A 16,925-nucleotide genomic window follows, 5' to 3' on the forward strand; every position below is an offset into this window, starting at 1 on the left:
GGCGGTTTTTCAGACGGTGGAGATGTATCGCCTGTAACTGCCCCTTCGCGAATGAATTCGCTCCCACCGGGATTTGAGCCGTCATGCAAACACAGGATGTGGAAGACTCTGTGGTTGCCAGCAAACTGATGTGCGATGCAAATCCTGTGGGACTGAATTCATTCGGGAAAGCTATATTTCAGGCGATACATAAGCTGCGAATGTAACGCCCCCTTCGCGAATGAATTCGCTCCCACCGGGATTTGAGCCGTCATGCAAACACAGGATGCAGAAGACTCTGTGGTTGCCAGCAAACTGATGTGCGATGCAAATCCTGTGGGACCGAATTCATTCGGGAAGGCGGTTTTTCAGACGGTGGAGATGTATCGCCTGTACCTGCCCCTTCGCGAATGAATTCGCTCCCACGAACATGCACCCCGTTTTAATCCACCTTCTTCACTCTGAACCACGCCGCATACAGCGCTGGCAGAAAAAGCAGCGTCAGCGCTGTCGCGACGATCAGCCCGCCCATGATCGCCACGGCCATCGGGCCGAAGAAGACGCTGCGTGACAGCGGAATCATCGCCAGCACCGCCGCCAGCGCGGTCAGGACGATGGGCCGGAAGCGGCGCACGGTCGCTTCGATAATCGCCGACCACTGATCAAGCCCTCCCGCAATATCCTGCTCGATCTGGTCCACCAGAATCACCGAGTTGCGCATGATCATCCCCGACAAAGCAATGGTGCCCAGCATGGCGACGAACCCGAATGGCTGGTTGAACACCAGCAGGAATAACGTCACGCCGATCAATCCCAACGGTGCGGTCAGGAACACCATCAACATCCGGGAGAAGCTGCGCAGTTGCAGCATCAGCAAGGTCAGCACTACCACGATAAACAGCGGCACACCCGCCTTCACAGAGTCCTGTCCGCGAGCGGCGTCCTCCACCGTTCCGCCGACTTCCAGCAAATACCCATCCGGCAATTCATTGCGCACGTCAGACAGCGTGGGGAGGATTTGCTGCACCAGCGTTGCGGGCTGTTCCTTGCCGTAAATATCGGCACGGACCGTCACGTTGGGCAGTCGATTACGGTGCCAGATCACGCCCTCTTCGAAACCGTATTCAAGCGTCGCCACCTGCGACAGCGCCACACTGGTGCCGTTTTCAGTCGGCACCGCCAGACTCGCCAGCGCCCCCAGTTGCTGGCGCTCATCAGGTGTGCCCCGCAGAAGGATTTCGATCAGTTCATCGTCTTCGCGGTATTGGCTGACGCTGGAGCCGGTCAACGAACGCTGGAGGAATCTCGACAGTTCGGCCGTGGTCACGCCCAAGGCGCGCGCCCGGTCCTGATCCAGATTGAGGAACACCACCTTGCTCGGTTCTTCCCAGTCCAGATGGACGTTGGCAACGTGAGGATTCTCCCGCACCTTGGCCGCGACCTTGCGAGCTAACTCGCGGACTTCGTCGATGTGCTCGCCGCTGACCCGGAACTGCACCGGGTAACCTACCGGTGGGCCGTTTTCCAGCCGCGTTACCCGTGAGCGCAAGGTCGGGAATTGTTCATTGAGACTGCTAATCAGCCAGGTCCGCAAGGCTTCGCGGTCTTCAATACTTTTGGCCAGGACCACGAACTGCGCAAAGCTGGTTGCAGGCAGTTGTTGATCAAGGGGCAGGTAGAAACGTGGCGAACCGGTCCCGACATACGACACATAATTGTCGATACCCGGATGATCCTTGAGCATCTGCTCAAGACGCTTGACCTGCTCGGCCGTGCTGTTCAGCGAAGCGCCTTCAGTCAGCTTCAAGTCCACCATCAGCTCCAGGCGACCGGACGCCGGGAAGAACTGCTGCGGGACAAACTTGAACATCACCACCGACAGCACGAACAAAGCAACCGTGGCGACGATCACCGTTTTGCGCCAGCGCACGCACCAGCCCACCATCGCCCGCACCCGCTGGTAGAACGGCGTACCGTGAGGGTCCACTGCGTCAGGTCCAGTGCCATGTTTTTTGGCGTGAATCTTCGCCAGATCGGGCAGCAGCCGCTCGCCCAGATATGGCACGAACACCACGGCAGCGACCCAGGAAGCCAGCAGCGCGATGGTCACCACCTGGAAGATCGAACGGGTGTATTCGCCCGTGCTCGACTGCGCGGTGGCAATCGGCAAGAAGCCAGCAGCGGTGATCAGCGTGCCGGTCAGCATCGGGAAAGCGGTGCTGGTCCAGGCGAAACTCGCAGCACGCAGCCGGTCGTAGCCCTGCTCCATTTTGATCGCCATCATTTCCACGGCAATGATCGCGTCGTCCACCAGCAGGCCCAGCGCCAGCACCAACGCACCGAGGGAAATCTTGTGCAAGCCGATGCCCAGGTAGTACATACAGGCGAACGTCATGGCCAATACCAGCGGTATCGTCAATGCGACCACCATGCCGGTACGCATGCCCAGTGAGAAGAAACTCACCAGCAACACAATCGCCAGTGCTTCGGCCAGTACCTGAACGAACTCACCGACGCCGGTTTTCACCGCAGCAGGTTGATCAGACACTTTGCGCAGTTCCATTCCGGCAGGCAGGTTTTTCTGCAGGCGGGCAAACTCGCCCTCAAGCGCCTTGCCCAGCACCAGAATGTCGCCGCCCGGCTTCATCGCCACCGCCAGCCCGATCGCCTCTTCGCCCATGAAACGCATGCGCGGCGCAGGTGGGTCATTGAAGCCGCGATGTACTTCGGCCAGATCACGGATACGCAGCGTGCGATCACCCACGCGGATCGGAAATTCACGAATCTCATCAACCGTCTGGAAACGACCGCTGACGCGCAGTTGAATACGCTCGCTGGGTGTTTCAAAGAAGCTGGTAGCCGAGACGGCATTCTGCGCTTCGAGCGCCTGCTGCACAGCTTGCAACGGCAGCCCCAACGTGGCGAGCTTGACGTTGGACAGCTCGATCCAGATCTTCTCGTCCTGCAAGCCGATCAGCTCGACCTTACCCACATCGTTGATGCGCTGCAGTTGAAGCTGAACGCGGTCGGCGTAATCCTTGAGCACGGCATAGTCGAAGCCCTTGCCGGACAGCGCGTAAATATTACCGAAGGTAGTGCCGAATTCATCGTTGAAGAACGGGCCCTGTACACCCGGAGGCAGGTTCTGACGGATATCCCCGACCTTTTTGCGGATCTGATAGAACAGCTCCGGCAGGTACGAAGAGAAGATCGAGTCACGGGCAATAAAAGTAACTTGAGATTCGCCGGGACGCGAGAACGATACGATGCGGTCGTACTCGCCGGTTTCCATAAGTTTCTTTTCGATGCGATCAGTGACTTGCCGCGCCACCTCCTCAGCGCTTGCGCCGGGCCACAGCGTGCGGATCACCATGGCCTTGAAGGTGAACGGAGGGTCTTCGCTTTGGCCCAGCTTGGTGTAGGACAACGCACCGACTACCGCCAGAACAATCATCAGGTACAGGACGATTTGCCGATTGCGCAACGCCCATTCGGAGAGATTGAATCGCATCCGTGCTTACTCCTTCGCAGCCAGTTTGACCGCACGGTTTTCACGGTCCACAGGGCGCACCTGTTCACCTTCGTGCAACACATGCACACCCGCAGCGACGATCCAGTCACTGGCGGTCAGCCCTTCGAGCACTGGCACCGACTCCTGACCATAAGGCCCAAGTCGGACACTGACGCGTTTGAGGGTGCTGTCGGCCGCGACTCGCCAGACGTAATTGATGCCGTTCTCCGATGTCACGGCAGAGAGCGGTACCGACAGCGGCACGGCTTGCTCGGTCGCAATGAATACCCGCGCACTCTGGCCCAATTCCGCGGGCACTTTGCCGCTGGCGAAAGCAACACGCGCGGCGAAAGTCCGCGAACGCGGGTCAGCCGCAGGCGACAATTCGCGAATGCGCCCGGGGAAGCGTTGTTCGCGCTGAGTCCATAACTCGACGGTGACGGGCTGCCCTGTCTTGAAGCGGGCGAAGTTCTGTTCCGGCAGGCTGATCAAGACTTCCCGCTCACCATCAGCAGCAAGGGTAAAGACCGTTTGCCCGGCAGCGACAACCTGACCGACTTCCACCAGCCTTTTTGCCACCACGCCGTCCTGTGGCGCGCGCAGCACGGCATAACTGGTCTGGTTGTCAGCAACGGTCAGCTCGGCCTTGATCTGCTTGAGACGGGCCTCACCGGAGCGATAGAGGTTTTCGGCGTTGTCGTACTGCGAACGGCTGACCATCTGCCGATCCATAAGGGTCTTGTAGCGATCCCGCTCGGAGCGCACCAGCTGCAGGTTGGCCTCGGCGGCGGCGACTTGAGCGCGCGTGGCATCCAGTTGCAGACGAACGTCCTGAGCATCCAGCTCGGCCAAGGGCTGATTGGCCTTGACCCGTTGCCCCTCTTCCACCAGACGCTTGCTGACCTTGCCGCCGATCCGGAACGCCAGATCCGGCTCAAAGCGGGCGCGGACTTCACCGGGATAACTGTCCATGGACTGTGCGGATGGCGATGGCTGAATAACCATGGCGGGACGAATTGTGGTCGGTGCAGTTGCTTCCTGGCCACAGCCAGACAGCAGTGACATCAGACCCAGAGGCAGGACGAGGCACAGGAACTTGCGCAACATGGTGGAGGCCTTCGCAAAAGATGCTTGGAATAATTGTACTGACGAGTATATTAAAAATTACCAAACTCACCAGTACATTATTAAACGAACATGCCTGACGATTCTCAAAGCAGCCCTTACACCAGCCCTCAAGGCAATCCGGGACCCGGTCGGCCGAAAGACCAGGTCAAGCGCGGGGCCATTCTTGATGCGGCAAAAGAGTTGTTTGTGCGCAATGGCTACGCCGGCACCAGCATGGATGCGGTTGCCGCAGAGGCCGGGGTTTCGAAGCTCACGGTCTACAGCCACTTCAATGACAAGGAGACGCTGTTTACCGCAGCCGTGGTGGCACGTTGCGAAGAGCAGTTGCCGGAATTATTCATTGAGCTGAACCGCGACTTACCGGCAAAGACCTTGTTGCTGAGTGTTGCGCGGGGTTTCCAGATACTCATAAACAGTCCTGAATCCGTTGAGTTGCACCGCCTGATGGTGACGCTGGGCACTCAGGATCCGAAGCTGTCGCAGATATTTTTCGCCGCAGGACCACAGCGGGTTCTTCAGGAAACCGAGCGTTTGCTGAGGCGCCTGGAGCAGCGCGGGCAACTGAAGTTTGAATCCCCTGGAACCGCCGCCGAGCACTTTCTCAGCCTGATCAAAGGCGTCTGCAACTTCCGCCTTCTGGTGGGCTGCGGCGAACGGCCGGATGAAGCCAGCGCAGAAGCGCACGTGCAGGACGTGGTGGCATTGTTTATGCGGGCGTATTCGGTTTGATCAGGCTCTCTGGATCAAGGTGGAATCCGAGGCTGATGCAAAACCGTGGGAGCCGAGCTTGCTCGCGATGCAGGCGCTGCAATAGCTAAGCTACACCCCCGTTATCGTTCATCGCGAGCAAGCTCGGCTCCCACAAAGAATCCGCAGCAGCGCAACAGGAGACCTGTGGCGCGCCAGAGAAATGATCAAGATCACACCGACTTCAACGCCTTCTTCGGATAGATGTCATACCGGCTGGATTTGCCATCCAGCGCGTAGCTCGGCTTGGGGCCTTCGATGCACGGGGCTTTGCGTGGGCGTTTTACCACTACGCGGTGGGTGGCCAATGCCAATGCAGCTTCCAGCAGCGCAGGCGCGTCCATGTCGTCGCCTACCAACGGGCGGAACAGGCGCATTTCCTTCTTCACCAGCGCAGTTTTTTCCCGATGCGGGAACATCGGGTCCAGATAGATCACTTGCGGCGGCTCGCTTTCCCAGCCCCGAATCAACTCGATGGAATTGCCGGTCAGCAAGCGCATCTGGCTAATGATCGAACCCACTTCCCGATCCTGCCGTCCACGGTTCAGGCCGTCTTCCAGCAATGCCGCGATGATCGGTTGGCGCTCGATCAGGCTCATCTGACAGCCAAGGCTGGCCAACACGAACGCATCCTTGCCCAGGCCCGCCGTTGCATCCAGCACCGAAGGCCGAACGCCAGGCTGAATGCCCACCGCTTTGGCGATCATCTGCCCGCTGCCGCCACCGAACAGACGCCGATGAGCCACCGCCCCCTCAACGAAATCCACCCGCACCGGGCCTGGCACGTCATCACCCAACTGCTGCAATTGCAGGCCATCGTCAGTCACTTGCAGGGCAAAGTCCGCGTCATCGTCCTCTAACGGCAGGTCCAGACGCTGTGCCCACTGCGCGGCCTGTTCCTGACTTTGGCTACCTGAGGGGCTACCAAGGGCTTCGACCCGGATGCGACTGCCCGCTTGTTGCTCACTCATTGTGTCCACACGCTCAAAAAGTGTTAATGATCGGCAAAATCTGCCGATAAAGAAGTATCAGGCATTCTGCCAGACCTACGACGTGTAACGATCGATATGTCAGACATTCAGCAATCATCCATAGGTTATCTAACGCACGCAGGTGATTTTACCCTGCGTAACAGCCGGGCTCTGGGCGGTGTTACCCAGATCTGGTCGGATGCGTTTGCCCGTGTGATGGCTGAACAAGTACGCGATACAACGGCTGAACCCGTTGATCCAGCCAGCGTTGCGACTGATGTTGCTACAGGCGAGCCTGTTGCCGGTGCGCGTACACTGGGCAAGATCGTCGAGCAGCGCGCCTGCCCGGTTGAAGACATGCCACGTGTTCCTGCCGAGCCGCTGTTTCTGCCGATCGCTGAATTTGAACTCGACCTGCTGCCACCTCCGAACGAACCGTTCAGCATCAGCGAAATGATCGCTCAGCAACGCGATCTGGAGTTCGACAGCGAGTGGGTTCGTCCGAACGTACTGAATCCTTACGACGACAGCGTGATTCCAGGCCCGGGCCCTCAGCCTCGTCCGCTGCACTTGCCAATCGCCGAATTCGAATGGGACCTGGCTGACAAGCCTGCCCTGCCACTGGATGACGCCACCATGGTCGCCCAGCAACGCGCCCTGAATTTCGACATGGGCTGGGCACGTCCGATCATCCTGCAAAACCTGCGCATGGCTGCTTGATTCCGTTGATTCGGTGACATCTGTAGGAGCTGCCGAAGGCTGCGAATGGATTCCCATGACACGCCGCCTTCGCAGCCTTCGGCAGCGCCTACATAAACATCTACCTCAGCGACACACCCGCCAACCGCCCATATCCAGATGAAAATGGTTTTGATGCGCCGCGTTGTAATCAGGCCCTAACACCGTATTGAAGTTCTTGCAGGCTCCGTCGCGAACCTCACGCAAGAACCGGCCCTTGTCGCCCTCGTTCTTCCAGTCCCGCAACAGGTTGATCCGCTGCCCATCGGCCAGGCGAAAACCGGCGATGTCCAGCGCGTTTGCGGTTGCGTGCTGGCTCAATCGTCCGCTGCTCCTGCCGTAGACGTTGCGACAGGCAAAACTGCCCAGATGGTCGATACGGGTCACTCGCTGACCAAATACCGCCTGGGCTGCGGGCTGCAAGGTGTGAACTTCAAACAGCGCGTAGGCCACGGCCAAGGGACAACTGGCGAGGAAGCTGCTGCTCAACCCAACATCCCCCCCCTGCACTCGCAGCACGCCGGTGAGCGGGCAATCGGCGGACGTGGGGCTGTCAGCTTGACGGCTGAAACGCAGGCTTGATGAACTCAGCACCTGATCGCACAACTGCGGATCATTCTTGACCCGAGATAGCTTCCAGGATGTCAGGAAGTTGGGCTCAGCCTGAATATCCAATGGGGCCCAGGGATTCCATTGTGCTGGCACCTCGATCCAGCCCCGCCATACCGCAGCGATGGCGCCCGCACAGAGCAGCAGGAAAACCAGAAACAGCGTCGAGCCCCGCACCCTCAGTCCTTGAACAAAGCATTGAGTTGAGCAAACGGCAGCGCTTGCTCAGCGTAGGTAAACGTCCCCTGGGTACGGATCTCTTCTGCGGCGCGGTACAGGCCGCCGAACGCAGCCCGCACAAGGGATGAGCCGACGCTGATACGCTTGACGCCGCACTCACTGAGTTCAGCGACAGTCAGCGTGACACCGCCCAACCCCATCAACACGTTGACTGGCTTGGGCGCAACGGCACGGACCACCGCAATAACTTCTTCGCGAGTGCGCAGGCCGGGCGCGTAAAGCACGTCAGCTCCGGCATCGGCGTAGGCCTTCAGCCTGTTCAAGGTGTCCGCAAAATCCATCCGGTCGTTGAGCAGGTTTTCCGCTCGAGCAGTCAGCATGAACGGGAACGGCAAGCTGCGTGCAGCCAGCGCCGCCGCCCTGACCCGCGCTACGGACAACTCGTAATCATAAATTGGCTGATCGGTCTTGCCAGTGGCGTCTTCGATAGAAGCACCAACGATGCCGGTCCGCGCCGCCGCCAGCAGGTTGGCTGCACAGTCTTCAGGGCTGTCAGCGAAACAGTTTTCAAGATCGGCGGCGACCGGCAAGTCGGTTGAAGTAACGATTGCCCGAAGATTTTCCAGCGATTCGGCGAAGCTCAGCGCACCTTCGGCATCCGCCCGACCCAAGGTGAAAGCCAGACCCGCGCTGGTGGTGGCCAACGCTTCGAAGCCCATGGAGGCCAACAGTTTGGCCGACCCTGCGTCCCACGGATTGGGGATCACAAAAGCATGATCACGCTCGTGCAGTGCCTTGAAAGTTTGTGCGCGAAGAAGCTGTTGCGAATCCATTGCTGACTCCTGTGATCGTTAATACGGCTATTGAAGCCATAGTTATCGACCTCAGAGCAAGCCCAGTTGCTGCACCGGTGGTGCGCGATCCAGTTCAACCAACGGCGGTAAACCTGGCAAGCGTTCCATCAACTGACTGTGGAAACGTCGGGCCAGAAGCGGCGCTTCGAGGTTGTCCGGGGTGTGCAGGAACAAATAAGGCGTACGCCCTTCTTCAATCCAGGCTGCGACTTTAGCCACCCACTGGACCAGAAACGGGTCATTGGCCTCCAGCACGGGATGACCAATGAAGCGCACCTGCGGAAATTGAGTCAGCGCTGCCGGACGGGCGGGGACCTTGGGTTTCTTCGACTGTGCATGCAGTACCGCCGGATCGCTGGACACACAGCTGAACAACGCGCGTGAATCGAGACAGATGCGCTCAACGCCACGTTCCAGCAAAAGGCGATTGAGCATGCGCTCTTCATCACCCTTTCCGAAAAACGCCATATTGCGCACCTCGACGGCCAACGGACACTTCAGCTCGTCAATAAACGTGACGAGTTCGGCAAGCCGCTGCGACGTGAAGCTGGCAGGCAACTGCAGCCAGAAAGGTGCAACGCGTTCGCCCAAAGGTGCCAGCAACTGGATGAATGTTTCCGCGGCCTGCAATTGGAGGCGCAAATCACCGCCATGGCTGATATCGCCGGGAAATTTGGCCGTAAAGCGAAAATCATCGGGCAGCACTTCAGCCCAGCGCTGCACAGTGGAGGGCGCAGGCCGCGCGTAAAAAGTGGTGTTGCCTTCAACGGCGTTGAAGACCTGTGAGTACAGGCCTAGAAATTCGTTAGTACGAGCGTTTTCGGGATAAAGTGATTCGCGCCAGGCGTTTTCACTCCATGACGGACATCCCAGAAAGTAAGGCAGGCGAGAATCATTCAAACGTGGAGATCAAGCCCTGAAACTTCCAGATCCCAGTCAACGAAGCTGGCGGTGGTCAGGTAACTGGCCAGCGCAGTGGCAACGCGAGTGCTCATGGAACGCGGGAAGATGATGTCTTGCGGACGTGCAGGAACGTTGGCAGTCGAATTGGCCTGTGCATTACCACCTGAGCGAGCGCTTTGCGCTGGCTGCTGGGCAACTTCGGCGTCGTTTTCGACTTCTTCGAAGGTGCCATCAACGATCGCAGGCTGATTACGCGGCTTGCGTTTGATGGGGTATGAACGTTGTGAAGGGCCGTCTATGCGCATTAGTGCGTACTCTGCATCTTATAGTGGCAATCTAACTTCACGGGCAGAGTGTTGCAATTACCCGAACGATAACTAGACCACACAATTTGAAAAAGTTTCGCAACAAGCTGGAAGTTGAGGATTTTAGGCGATGAAAGGTCGTGTTTTGACTAACCACAAAGGGTTCCCAGGATGGCACAGACCCTGCGTAGGGCTGCAAACACAGATTCCTGCGGGAGATTCTATGTTGGCCTGCAAACGCAAATCCGTGGGAGCGAATTCATTCGCGAAGGGGCCTGTGCGTTCGATTTATCTCTGCCGTCAGGAATGCCGCCTTCCCGAATGAATTCGGTCCCACCGGATCGCGTAGAACCTGCAAGAGCGAGTACCTACAGAAATCATCGGGCTTTGGGCGTGGCCACTTTATCCCGCAAATAAACCGGCTGGGCATCATCTGCAACGATGGCCTCACCGCGCTGCCAGGCGAAGGTCGCCAGGGTCAGTAAATCCTGAGCGTGGGGCAGCATACTGGCGTCGTGGCCTATGACGCTGACCGGCAGACGCTCGGCATAGTCCCAGCCTGTGCCGGACCCAAACCATTCACCACTCGCATCAACAGGCAAAGCAACCTGCTCTGGCGGGAGTACGGCTTCGGCGCCAAGCAGACGCATCTCTCCTGCGAACTCGCGAAAGCAACCCCAGTAAACCTCATCCATGCGCGCGTCGATGGCCGAAGCAACCTGATGAGCACCGTGCTCGCGCATTGCTCGCTGGGCCAGCACTGCCAGATTGGAAACGGGGAGAACCGGACGCTCCAGACCAAAGGCCAACCCCTGCACAACGCCAATGGCGATCCGCACGCCCGTAAAGGCACCCGGACCACGGCCAAAAGCAATGGCATCCAGCGCTGACAGGCCAATACCCGCCTCTGCCATGATCGCTTTGATCATGGGCAGCAAACGCTGGGCGTGCAGGCGCGGGATCACCTCGTAGTGGCTCAGCACCTTGCCGTCGTGCAGCAAAGCGACCGAGCAGGCTTCAGTGGCGGTGTCCAGGGCCAGCAAGGTGGTCATCAGGGTTATCCATCGAGATCAAAAAAGGGGCGCATTATAAACGACAAAACGGCCCGCAAGCGGACCGTTTGTTGACTCAAGCCAGTGCTGTCAGCTCAGAGCTTCAAGCACTTTTCTGGTGATGTCTTCAACCGAACCGACGCCTGCGATGTGGCTGCACTTAGGCTTGCCATTTTTCGCTTCGAGTTTGCTGTAGAACTCAACCAGCGGCTTGGTCTGGTCGTGATACACGGCCAGGCGATGGCGAACGGTTTCTTCGACGTCATCCTTGCGCTGCAACAGTGGCTCGCCAGTCACATCATCAATGCCTTCAACCTTGGGCGGATTGAAAATGGTGTGATAGATACGGCCAGAGCCTTCGTGTACACGGCGACCGGACATGCGCTTGACGATTTCCTCGTCATCTACAGCGATCTCCAGCACGTGGTCGATTTCCAGACCCGCCGCCAGAAGCGCTTCCGCCTGTGGAATGGTGCGGGGAAAACCGTCAAACAGCACGCCGCCGGCGCAATCAGGCTCGGACAGACGATCCTTGATCAAACCGATGATCAGGTCATCGGAAACCAGACCGCCGTTGTCCATGACGCTCTTGGCTTTAAGGCCCAGTTCAGTGCCAGCCTTGACGGCAGCGCGCAGCATATCGCCTGTGGAAATTTGCGGGATGCCGAATTTTTCGGTGATGAATTTTGCCTGAGTACCTTTACCGGCCCCGGGAGCTCCCAGCAGAATCACGCGCATCGATGTGCTCCTCAAATTTTTTATATGTAAACGTCGGATTCGCCACTACTGGACCAATCTCAAATGTGGTTCGAGCCGAAGAATGGCCAAAGGCTGATCAAGATACACAGCCGACACAAGTGGCACAAGCCGCCAAAAGTCGCAGTATCCACTACCCGGTCAGAGGTAGCAGAGTGCGAAATTGGTTCAGGTGGCTTGAGCCAGTCAAAAGCGCGCAAGTCATTGATGCCAATGGCGCACTGGCAATTGACGGCGCGCCATTAACGGAAGCGCTGACTAACCGGTGTTACGCAATCCGGCGGCAATACCCGCCACAGACACCAGCAGTGCCTGCTCCAGAGGACTGTCCAGACTTGCCTCACGGTTGCGTGAACGGGCAAGCAACTCTGCCTGAAGCAGATGCAGTGGATCCAGATACGTGTTGCGCAGGCTGATGAATTCAAGCGTCGCAGGGCTATGAGCCAGTAGTTTCGATTGCCCGGTCAGCCCCAGCACTACGGAGCATGCCTGCGACAATAGGTCGCGTAAATGCGTACCCAAATGTTGCAGTCTCGGCTCCACAAGACGCTGATCGTACAGTTGGGCAATATCGTGGTCGGCTTTGGCCAGCACCATCTCCAGCATGTCGATCCGGGTGCGGAAGAACGGCCAGTGTTCACGCATCTGCCCTAACAGTTCACCTTCGCCACGTTCGAGGGCCTTATTGAGCGCTGCCTCCCAGCCAAGCCAGGCGGGCAACATCAATCGCGTCTGAGTCCAGGCGAAAATCCACGGGATGGCCCGCAGGCTCTCTACGCCCCCTTCCCTGCGCTTGGCCGGACGGCTCCCCAAAGGCAATCGACCCAGTTCCTGCTCCGGTGTGGCCTGACGGAAGTATTCGACGAACTCCGGATGCTCACGCACCACCGCGCGATAAGCGCTGACGCCATCGGCCGCCAGGTTATCCATCATCTCTCGCCATGCAGGCTCGGGCGGCGGTGGCGGTTGCAAGGTGGCTTCCAGCACGGCGGCCAGATATAGATTGAGGTTCTGCTCGGCGATGTCTGGCAGGCCGAACTTGAAGCGGATCATTTCACCCTGTTCGGTGGTACGGAAACGCCCGGCTACCGAACCCGGCGGCTGCGACAGAATCGCCGCGTGAGCAGGACCACCACCACGCCCAACGGTGCCCCCGCGACCATGAAACAGCAGCAGTTCGACTTGCTGGGCGCGACAGATATCAACGAGTTTTTCCTGCGCCCGATACTGCGCCCAGGCCGAGGCAGTGGTGCCCGCATCCTTGGCGGAATCGGAATAGCCAATCATGACTTCCTGCGGGCCGTGCAGGCGTGAACGGTAGCCCGGCAGGTTCAACAACTGTTCCATGGCTGGCCCGGCGTTATCCAGATCCGCGAGGGTTTCGAACAGCGGCACGACGCGCATGGGGCGCTGCAAACCGGCCTCTTTGAGCAGTAACTGCACCGCCAACACGTCCGAAGCAGCACCGGCCATGGAAATCACATAGGAACCCAACGAGGCGGCAGGCGCAGCAGCCACCTCGCGACAGGTTGCCAGCACTTCTGCGGTGTCAGCGGCCGGTTTGAAATGCGCAGGCAGCAACGGACGTCGGCTGTTCAATTCCCGCAACAGGAAATCAACACGTGCCTGCTCGTCCCACTCCTCATAGCGGCCAAGCCCGAGGTAGTCGGTAATTTCGGTCATAGCGGATTCATGCCGGGTGGAATCCTGACGGACATCCAGACGCACCAGGAACAGACCGAACGTCACTGCACGGCGCAGACAGTCCAGCAGCGGGCCATCCGCGATCACGCCCATGCCGCACTCATGCAGCGACTGAAAGCAGAGCATCAGCGGCTCAAGCAGCTCGCGATTATCATGCAGCACGTTATCTGGCGCGGGCTGTGTGACGGCGAGCGAAGCCTGAGCCCAGTTGCGGGTCGCCCGTAGCCGCTCGCGCAGTTGCTTCAGGACAGCACGATAGGGTTCAGCGCTGTCGCCTGCACTGGCACGTAACGCATCACTGGCTTGCTGCATCGACAATTCGGCTGCCAGTTGATCGACGTCACGCACATATAGATCCGCCGCCATCCAGCGGGCCAGCAACAGCACCTCTCTCGTAACCGCCGCCGTGACGTTGGGATTACCGTCACGGTCGCCGCCCATCCATGAGGCAAAACGAATCGGCGCAGACTCCAGTGGCAGATGAAAACCGGTGGCTGCATGCAACGCGTGATCGGCCTTGCGCAGGTAATTGGGTACTGCATGCCATAACGAATGCTCGATAACGGCGAAACCCCATTTCGCCTCATCCACCGGGGTCGGTCGGGTGCGGCGAATCTCTTCAGTGTGCCAGGCTTCGGCAATCAGACGCTGCAGGCGCTCGGTGATCTGCTCACGTTCGGCGCTGCTCAGATCACGATGATCGAGGGCCGCAAGTTGTGCGGCGATGGCGTCGTACTTCTGAATCAGGGTGCGGCGTGCCACTTCGGTGGGGTGCGCAGTGAGGACCAGTTCGATTTCCAGCTTGCTCAACTGCCGAGCCAAGGTCTCGGGTTTATGTCCTGCACTTTTGAGGCGGTCGAGAAGCTCAGGCAGCACTCGAGATTCAAACGGTTGCGGCTGTGAATCGTCACGCCGCCGAATCAGTTGATATTGCTCGGCGATGTTGGCCAGGTTGAGAAACTGATTGAAGGCCCGCGCAACCGGCAGTAATTCATCTTCGGCCAGGCCATCAACACTGGAAGTAAGCTGCTCGGCGCCCTCAGCCGAACCGCGCCGACCGGCCTTGGCTCCTTTGCGAATACGTTCGATCTTGTCGAGAAACTCACTCCCGCGCTGATCGCGAATGGTATTGCCCAACAGCTCACCCAGCAGGTGCACATCCTCGCGTAAACGCGCGTCGATATCAGCCATCGTTCCTCTCCCCCTGATTTTTGTGTGGGCGCCACCCGCCTCAAAGCGTTAGCGACTGAACAGGCGTGCAGAATTCTGATCTATCCCTTTTCTACCATCAGTGCAGCAAAATCAACAGCCACGCCAACACCCGGTGAATAAACCTTTTGAAATAACCCGGCTAATCTCATCGGTGAACCATGGCTGAGCACTCAATGAATCAGCACTCAAGCAGACCTGCCATCGGTGGGCAAACAAAGAGGTCCCTATGAAAATCCGTGAACTCGCCAACCATTGGGAAGAGAACGCCAAAGGACGGCTGACCCAGACTGAATATGCGATCCACCTGGACATGGAGTCCGCTGCGCGCTTGAGCGCGCTGACAGAGATGTACCCCAAACATCATCCTGAAGAGTTACTGGGCGAGCTGATCGGTGCAGCCCTGGAAGAACTCGAAGCGAGCTTCCCTTACGTCAAAGGCCAGCATGTCGTGACCACTGATGAAGAAGGTGACCCGGTCTACGAAGACGTAGGCCCTACCCCACGTTTTCTGGCGCTTTCGCGGCGGTATCTGCATGAGTTGTCCGAAAAAAAGGACTCTGAGTAACAACCCGCTTACGCGTCGCGCGGGCCTCAAGACGGCCTGGCAATGACGTGCGAGGATCGTTCTTTCACATGATTTGTTCCCTGGCCTCACTAACTGTTGACGTCAAAAAAAACCTGAACTATTCAAAAAGCTCATGTGTCCGAGCCCATAGCCATTACAGAAAAGCCTACGGATAGCCAACGGCGCAGCCATACGCTACCTCGCACGCTTCAGGCCAACGACTGTCATGGAACACTCAAGATTTTCAGGAGTTAAATAATGGAGTCGATCACGATGAACACGCTTACTGCCAACACCAAATTCAAAGGCCTGCGCGGTCTGAAACTGACTGCTCTGGCACTGGGTGCCAGCTTCGTACTCGCTGGTTGTGCAGGTAATCCTCCGACCGAGCAGTACGCTGTGAGCCAATCGGCCGTCAACAGCGCCGTCAGCGCCGGTGGTACCGAGTTCTCCGCAGTGGAAATGAAATCGGCGCAAGACAAACTCAAGCAAGCCGAGCTCGCCATGCAAGAGCAGAAATACGACGAAGCACGCCGCCTGGCTGAACAAGCTGAATGGGACGCTCGCGTAGCGGAACGTAAATCCCAGGCTGCCAAGGCAGAGCGAGCTGTGCAGGATGCCCGTCAAGGCGTCAACGAACTACGTGAAGAAGGTCTGCGTCAGGTGCAACCGGCACCGGCCCAGTAACCAACGTTGCAGCCAACGTTTTTCATGCATTTCGAATTCGATTGAAAGGACGAAACTATTATGCGCAAACAAGTGATGATCCCTGCCCTGCTGGCCATGAGTGTTGCACTGGCCGCTTGCTCGACGCCGCCTAACCAGAATCTGGAACAGGCTCGCACCAACTTCTCCGCTCTGCAGACCAACCCGCAGGCTACCAAAGTAGCGGCGCTGGAAACCAAAGACGCCAGCGACTGGCTAGACAAGGCTGACGCAGCCTATCGCAACAGCGAAGACGAGAAGAAAGTCGACCAACTGGCTTATCTGACCAACCAGCGTGTTGAAGTTGCGAAGCAGACTATTGCCCTGCGCACCGCTGAAGAGGAACTGAAAGGTGCCTCCGCTCAGCGCGCTCAAGCCCGTCTGGATGCCCGTGACGCACAGATCAAGGCACTGCAAAGCAGCCTGAACGCCAAGCAAACCGAACGCGGTACGCTGGTGACCTTCGGCGACGTGCTGTTTGACCTGAACAAGGCGGAGCTGAAATCCAGCGGTCTGGTTAACGTCAACCAACTGGCGACCTACCTGCGTGATAACCCGGATCGCAAAGTGATCGTTGAAGGTTACACCGACAGTTCGGGTTCCGATTCCTACAACCTGTCTCTGTCCGAGCGTCGCGCCAACTCTGTGCGCATGGCACTGGTGAAAATGGGCGTTGATCCAGCTCGCGTAGTTTCCCAGGGTTATGGCAAGGAATACCCGGTTGCCGACAACACCAGCGCTTCGGGCCGTGCCCAGAACCGCCGTGTGGAAGTGACCGTTTCCAACGACAACCAGCCGGTAGCGCCGCGTTCGTCGATGAAGTAAATCGCTGACGCTGCAATCCAGAAGCCCGGCCTGTGAAAACAGGCCGGGCTTTTTTGTTGTAGTTTACTTAATACGGATCTGAGTGAGTTCTCCTGTGGGAGCAGGGCTTGCCCGCGATAAGGCTGAATGCGGTTCACTTTAGAACGCATTCAGCCTTATCGCGGGCAAGCCCAGCTCCCAC

At 58.2% G+C, this 16,925-nt stretch carries 15 protein-coding genes; 5 read left to right on the forward strand and 10 right to left on the reverse strand.

Going from position 1 to position 16,925, the window contains the following annotated elements; all coding sequences use genetic code 11:
* Positions 1 to 421 precede the first annotated feature (421 nt).
* A complete protein-coding gene (locus KDX30_RS24515; protein ID WP_231677728.1) occupies positions 422 to 3,490 on the reverse strand; it encodes an efflux RND transporter permease subunit in 3,069 nt (1,022 codons plus the stop codon).
* 6 nt (positions 3,491 to 3,496) lie between these two features.
* Entirely contained in the window at positions 3,497 to 4,597 is a 1,101-nt protein-coding gene (locus KDX30_RS24520; protein WP_231677729.1) for an efflux RND transporter periplasmic adaptor subunit, read from the reverse strand.
* Positions 4,598 to 4,687: 90 nt separating this feature from the next.
* Here KDX30_RS24520 and KDX30_RS24525 point away from each other — a divergent pair, with 90 nt between their 5' ends.
* Complete coding sequence (locus KDX30_RS24525; protein ID WP_231677730.1) at positions 4,688 to 5,347, forward strand: TetR/AcrR family transcriptional regulator; 660 nt, start codon at positions 4,688 to 4,690, stop codon at positions 5,345 to 5,347.
* 191 nt (positions 5,348 to 5,538) lie between these two features.
* Here the strand turns inward: KDX30_RS24525 and KDX30_RS24530 are convergent, their stop codons facing one another.
* On the reverse strand, positions 5,539 to 6,336 hold the full coding sequence (locus KDX30_RS24530) for a class I SAM-dependent methyltransferase (protein ID WP_122396158.1): 798 nt from the start codon (positions 6,334 to 6,336) through the stop codon (positions 5,539 to 5,541).
* A 96-nt stretch (positions 6,337 to 6,432) separates the two neighbouring features.
* On the opposite strand from KDX30_RS24530, the gene KDX30_RS24535 reads away from it, so the two are divergent.
* The gene (locus tag KDX30_RS24535; RefSeq protein WP_122396159.1) at positions 6,433 to 7,056 is read left to right on the forward strand and encodes an energy transducer TonB; all 624 of its coding nucleotides are present in this window, start codon (positions 6,433 to 6,435) and stop codon (positions 7,054 to 7,056) included.
* Between the two features lie 105 nt (positions 7,057 to 7,161).
* Here the strand turns inward: KDX30_RS24535 and KDX30_RS24540 are convergent, their stop codons facing one another.
* The 7 genes from KDX30_RS24540 to ppc form a co-directional block, all read right to left on the reverse strand.
* Positions 7,162 to 7,860, reverse strand: a complete 699-nt coding sequence (locus tag KDX30_RS24540; RefSeq protein WP_164581775.1) for an extensin-like domain-containing protein — start codon at positions 7,858 to 7,860, stop codon at positions 7,162 to 7,164.
* 2 nt (positions 7,861 to 7,862) lie between these two features.
* Complete coding sequence (locus tag KDX30_RS24545; RefSeq protein WP_231677731.1) at positions 7,863 to 8,696, reverse strand: isocitrate lyase/PEP mutase family protein; 834 nt, start codon at positions 8,694 to 8,696, stop codon at positions 7,863 to 7,865.
* A 51-nt stretch (positions 8,697 to 8,747) separates the two neighbouring features.
* Complete coding sequence (locus KDX30_RS24550; protein WP_231677732.1) at positions 8,748 to 9,617, reverse strand: DUF72 domain-containing protein; 870 nt, start codon at positions 9,615 to 9,617, stop codon at positions 8,748 to 8,750.
* Positions 9,614 to 9,925, reverse strand: a complete 312-nt coding sequence (locus KDX30_RS24555; protein WP_027902465.1) for a hypothetical protein — start codon at positions 9,923 to 9,925, stop codon at positions 9,614 to 9,616. The genes KDX30_RS24550 and KDX30_RS24555 overlap by 4 nt, the downstream gene beginning before the upstream one ends.
* A 377-nt stretch (positions 9,926 to 10,302) precedes the next feature.
* Positions 10,303 to 10,977 carry a tRNA (adenosine(37)-N6)-threonylcarbamoyltransferase complex dimerization subunit type 1 TsaB gene (gene tsaB, locus KDX30_RS24560; protein ID WP_231677733.1) on the reverse strand — a complete coding sequence of 225 codons (675 nt, stop codon included), beginning with the start codon at positions 10,975 to 10,977 and terminating at the stop codon, positions 10,303 to 10,305.
* A gap of 90 nt (positions 10,978 to 11,067) precedes the next feature.
* Positions 11,068 to 11,715, reverse strand: a complete 648-nt coding sequence (gene adk / locus KDX30_RS24565; RefSeq protein WP_231677734.1) for an adenylate kinase — start codon at positions 11,713 to 11,715, stop codon at positions 11,068 to 11,070.
* A 276-nt stretch (positions 11,716 to 11,991) separates the two neighbouring features.
* On the reverse strand, positions 11,992 to 14,628 hold the full coding sequence (gene ppc / locus KDX30_RS24570) for a phosphoenolpyruvate carboxylase (RefSeq protein WP_231677735.1): 2,637 nt from the start codon (positions 14,626 to 14,628) through the stop codon (positions 11,992 to 11,994).
* 247 nt (positions 14,629 to 14,875) lie between these two features.
* Between ppc and KDX30_RS24575 the strand changes: the two genes are divergently transcribed.
* From KDX30_RS24575 to KDX30_RS24585, 3 genes are all read left to right on the forward strand, one after another.
* Positions 14,876 to 15,214, forward strand: a complete 339-nt coding sequence (locus KDX30_RS24575) for a pilin assembly protein (RefSeq protein ID WP_231677736.1) — start codon at positions 14,876 to 14,878, stop codon at positions 15,212 to 15,214.
* A gap of 258 nt (positions 15,215 to 15,472) precedes the next feature.
* Positions 15,473 to 15,901, forward strand: a complete 429-nt coding sequence (locus KDX30_RS24580; RefSeq protein WP_027902470.1) for a DUF4398 domain-containing protein — start codon at positions 15,473 to 15,475, stop codon at positions 15,899 to 15,901.
* Positions 15,902 to 15,961: 60 nt separating this feature from the next.
* Positions 15,962 to 16,744 carry an OmpA family protein gene (locus tag KDX30_RS24585; RefSeq protein ID WP_027902471.1) on the forward strand — a complete coding sequence of 261 codons (783 nt, stop codon included), beginning with the start codon at positions 15,962 to 15,964 and terminating at the stop codon, positions 16,742 to 16,744.
* Positions 16,745 to 16,925: the final 181 nt, after the last annotated feature.

The organism is Pseudomonas quasicaspiana (assembly GCF_021147825.1).
GTDB lineage: Bacteria > Pseudomonadota > Gammaproteobacteria > Pseudomonadales > Pseudomonadaceae > Aquipseudomonas > Aquipseudomonas quasicaspiana.

Excerpts from the sequence above, each read along its gene's own strand:
- KDX30_RS24525 (WP_231677730.1), top strand. The coding sequence starts at position 4,688 with ATGCCTGACGATTCTCAAAGCAGCCCTTACACCAGCCCTCAAGGCAAT.
- adk (WP_231677734.1), bottom strand. The coding sequence starts at position 11,715 with ATGCGCGTGATTCTGCTGGGAGCTCCCGGGGCCGGTAAAGGTACTCAG.
- KDX30_RS24585 (WP_027902471.1), top strand. The coding sequence starts at position 15,962 with ATGCGCAAACAAGTGATGATCCCTGCCCTGCTGGCCATGAGTGTTGCA.
- KDX30_RS24535 (WP_122396159.1), top strand. The coding sequence starts at position 6,433 with ATGTCAGACATTCAGCAATCATCCATAGGTTATCTAACGCACGCAGGT.
- KDX30_RS24580 (WP_027902470.1), top strand. The coding sequence starts at position 15,473 with ATGGAGTCGATCACGATGAACACGCTTACTGCCAACACCAAATTCAAA.
- KDX30_RS24515 (WP_231677728.1), bottom strand. The coding sequence starts at position 3,490 with ATGCGATTCAATCTCTCCGAATGGGCGTTGCGCAATCGGCAAATCGTC.
- tsaB (WP_231677733.1), bottom strand. The coding sequence starts at position 10,977 with ATGACCACCTTGCTGGCCCTGGACACCGCCACTGAAGCCTGCTCGGTC.
- KDX30_RS24555 (WP_027902465.1), bottom strand. The coding sequence starts at position 9,925 with ATGCGCATAGACGGCCCTTCACAACGTTCATACCCCATCAAACGCAAG.
- KDX30_RS24530 (WP_122396158.1), bottom strand. The coding sequence starts at position 6,336 with ATGAGTGAGCAACAAGCGGGCAGTCGCATCCGGGTCGAAGCCCTTGGT.
- ppc (WP_231677735.1), bottom strand. The coding sequence starts at position 14,628 with ATGGCTGATATCGACGCGCGTTTACGCGAGGATGTGCACCTGCTGGGT.
- KDX30_RS24545 (WP_231677731.1), bottom strand. The coding sequence starts at position 8,696 with ATGGATTCGCAACAGCTTCTTCGCGCACAAACTTTCAAGGCACTGCAC.
- KDX30_RS24520 (WP_231677729.1), bottom strand. The coding sequence starts at position 4,597 with ATGTTGCGCAAGTTCCTGTGCCTCGTCCTGCCTCTGGGTCTGATGTCA.
- KDX30_RS24575 (WP_231677736.1), top strand. The coding sequence starts at position 14,876 with ATGAAAATCCGTGAACTCGCCAACCATTGGGAAGAGAACGCCAAAGGA.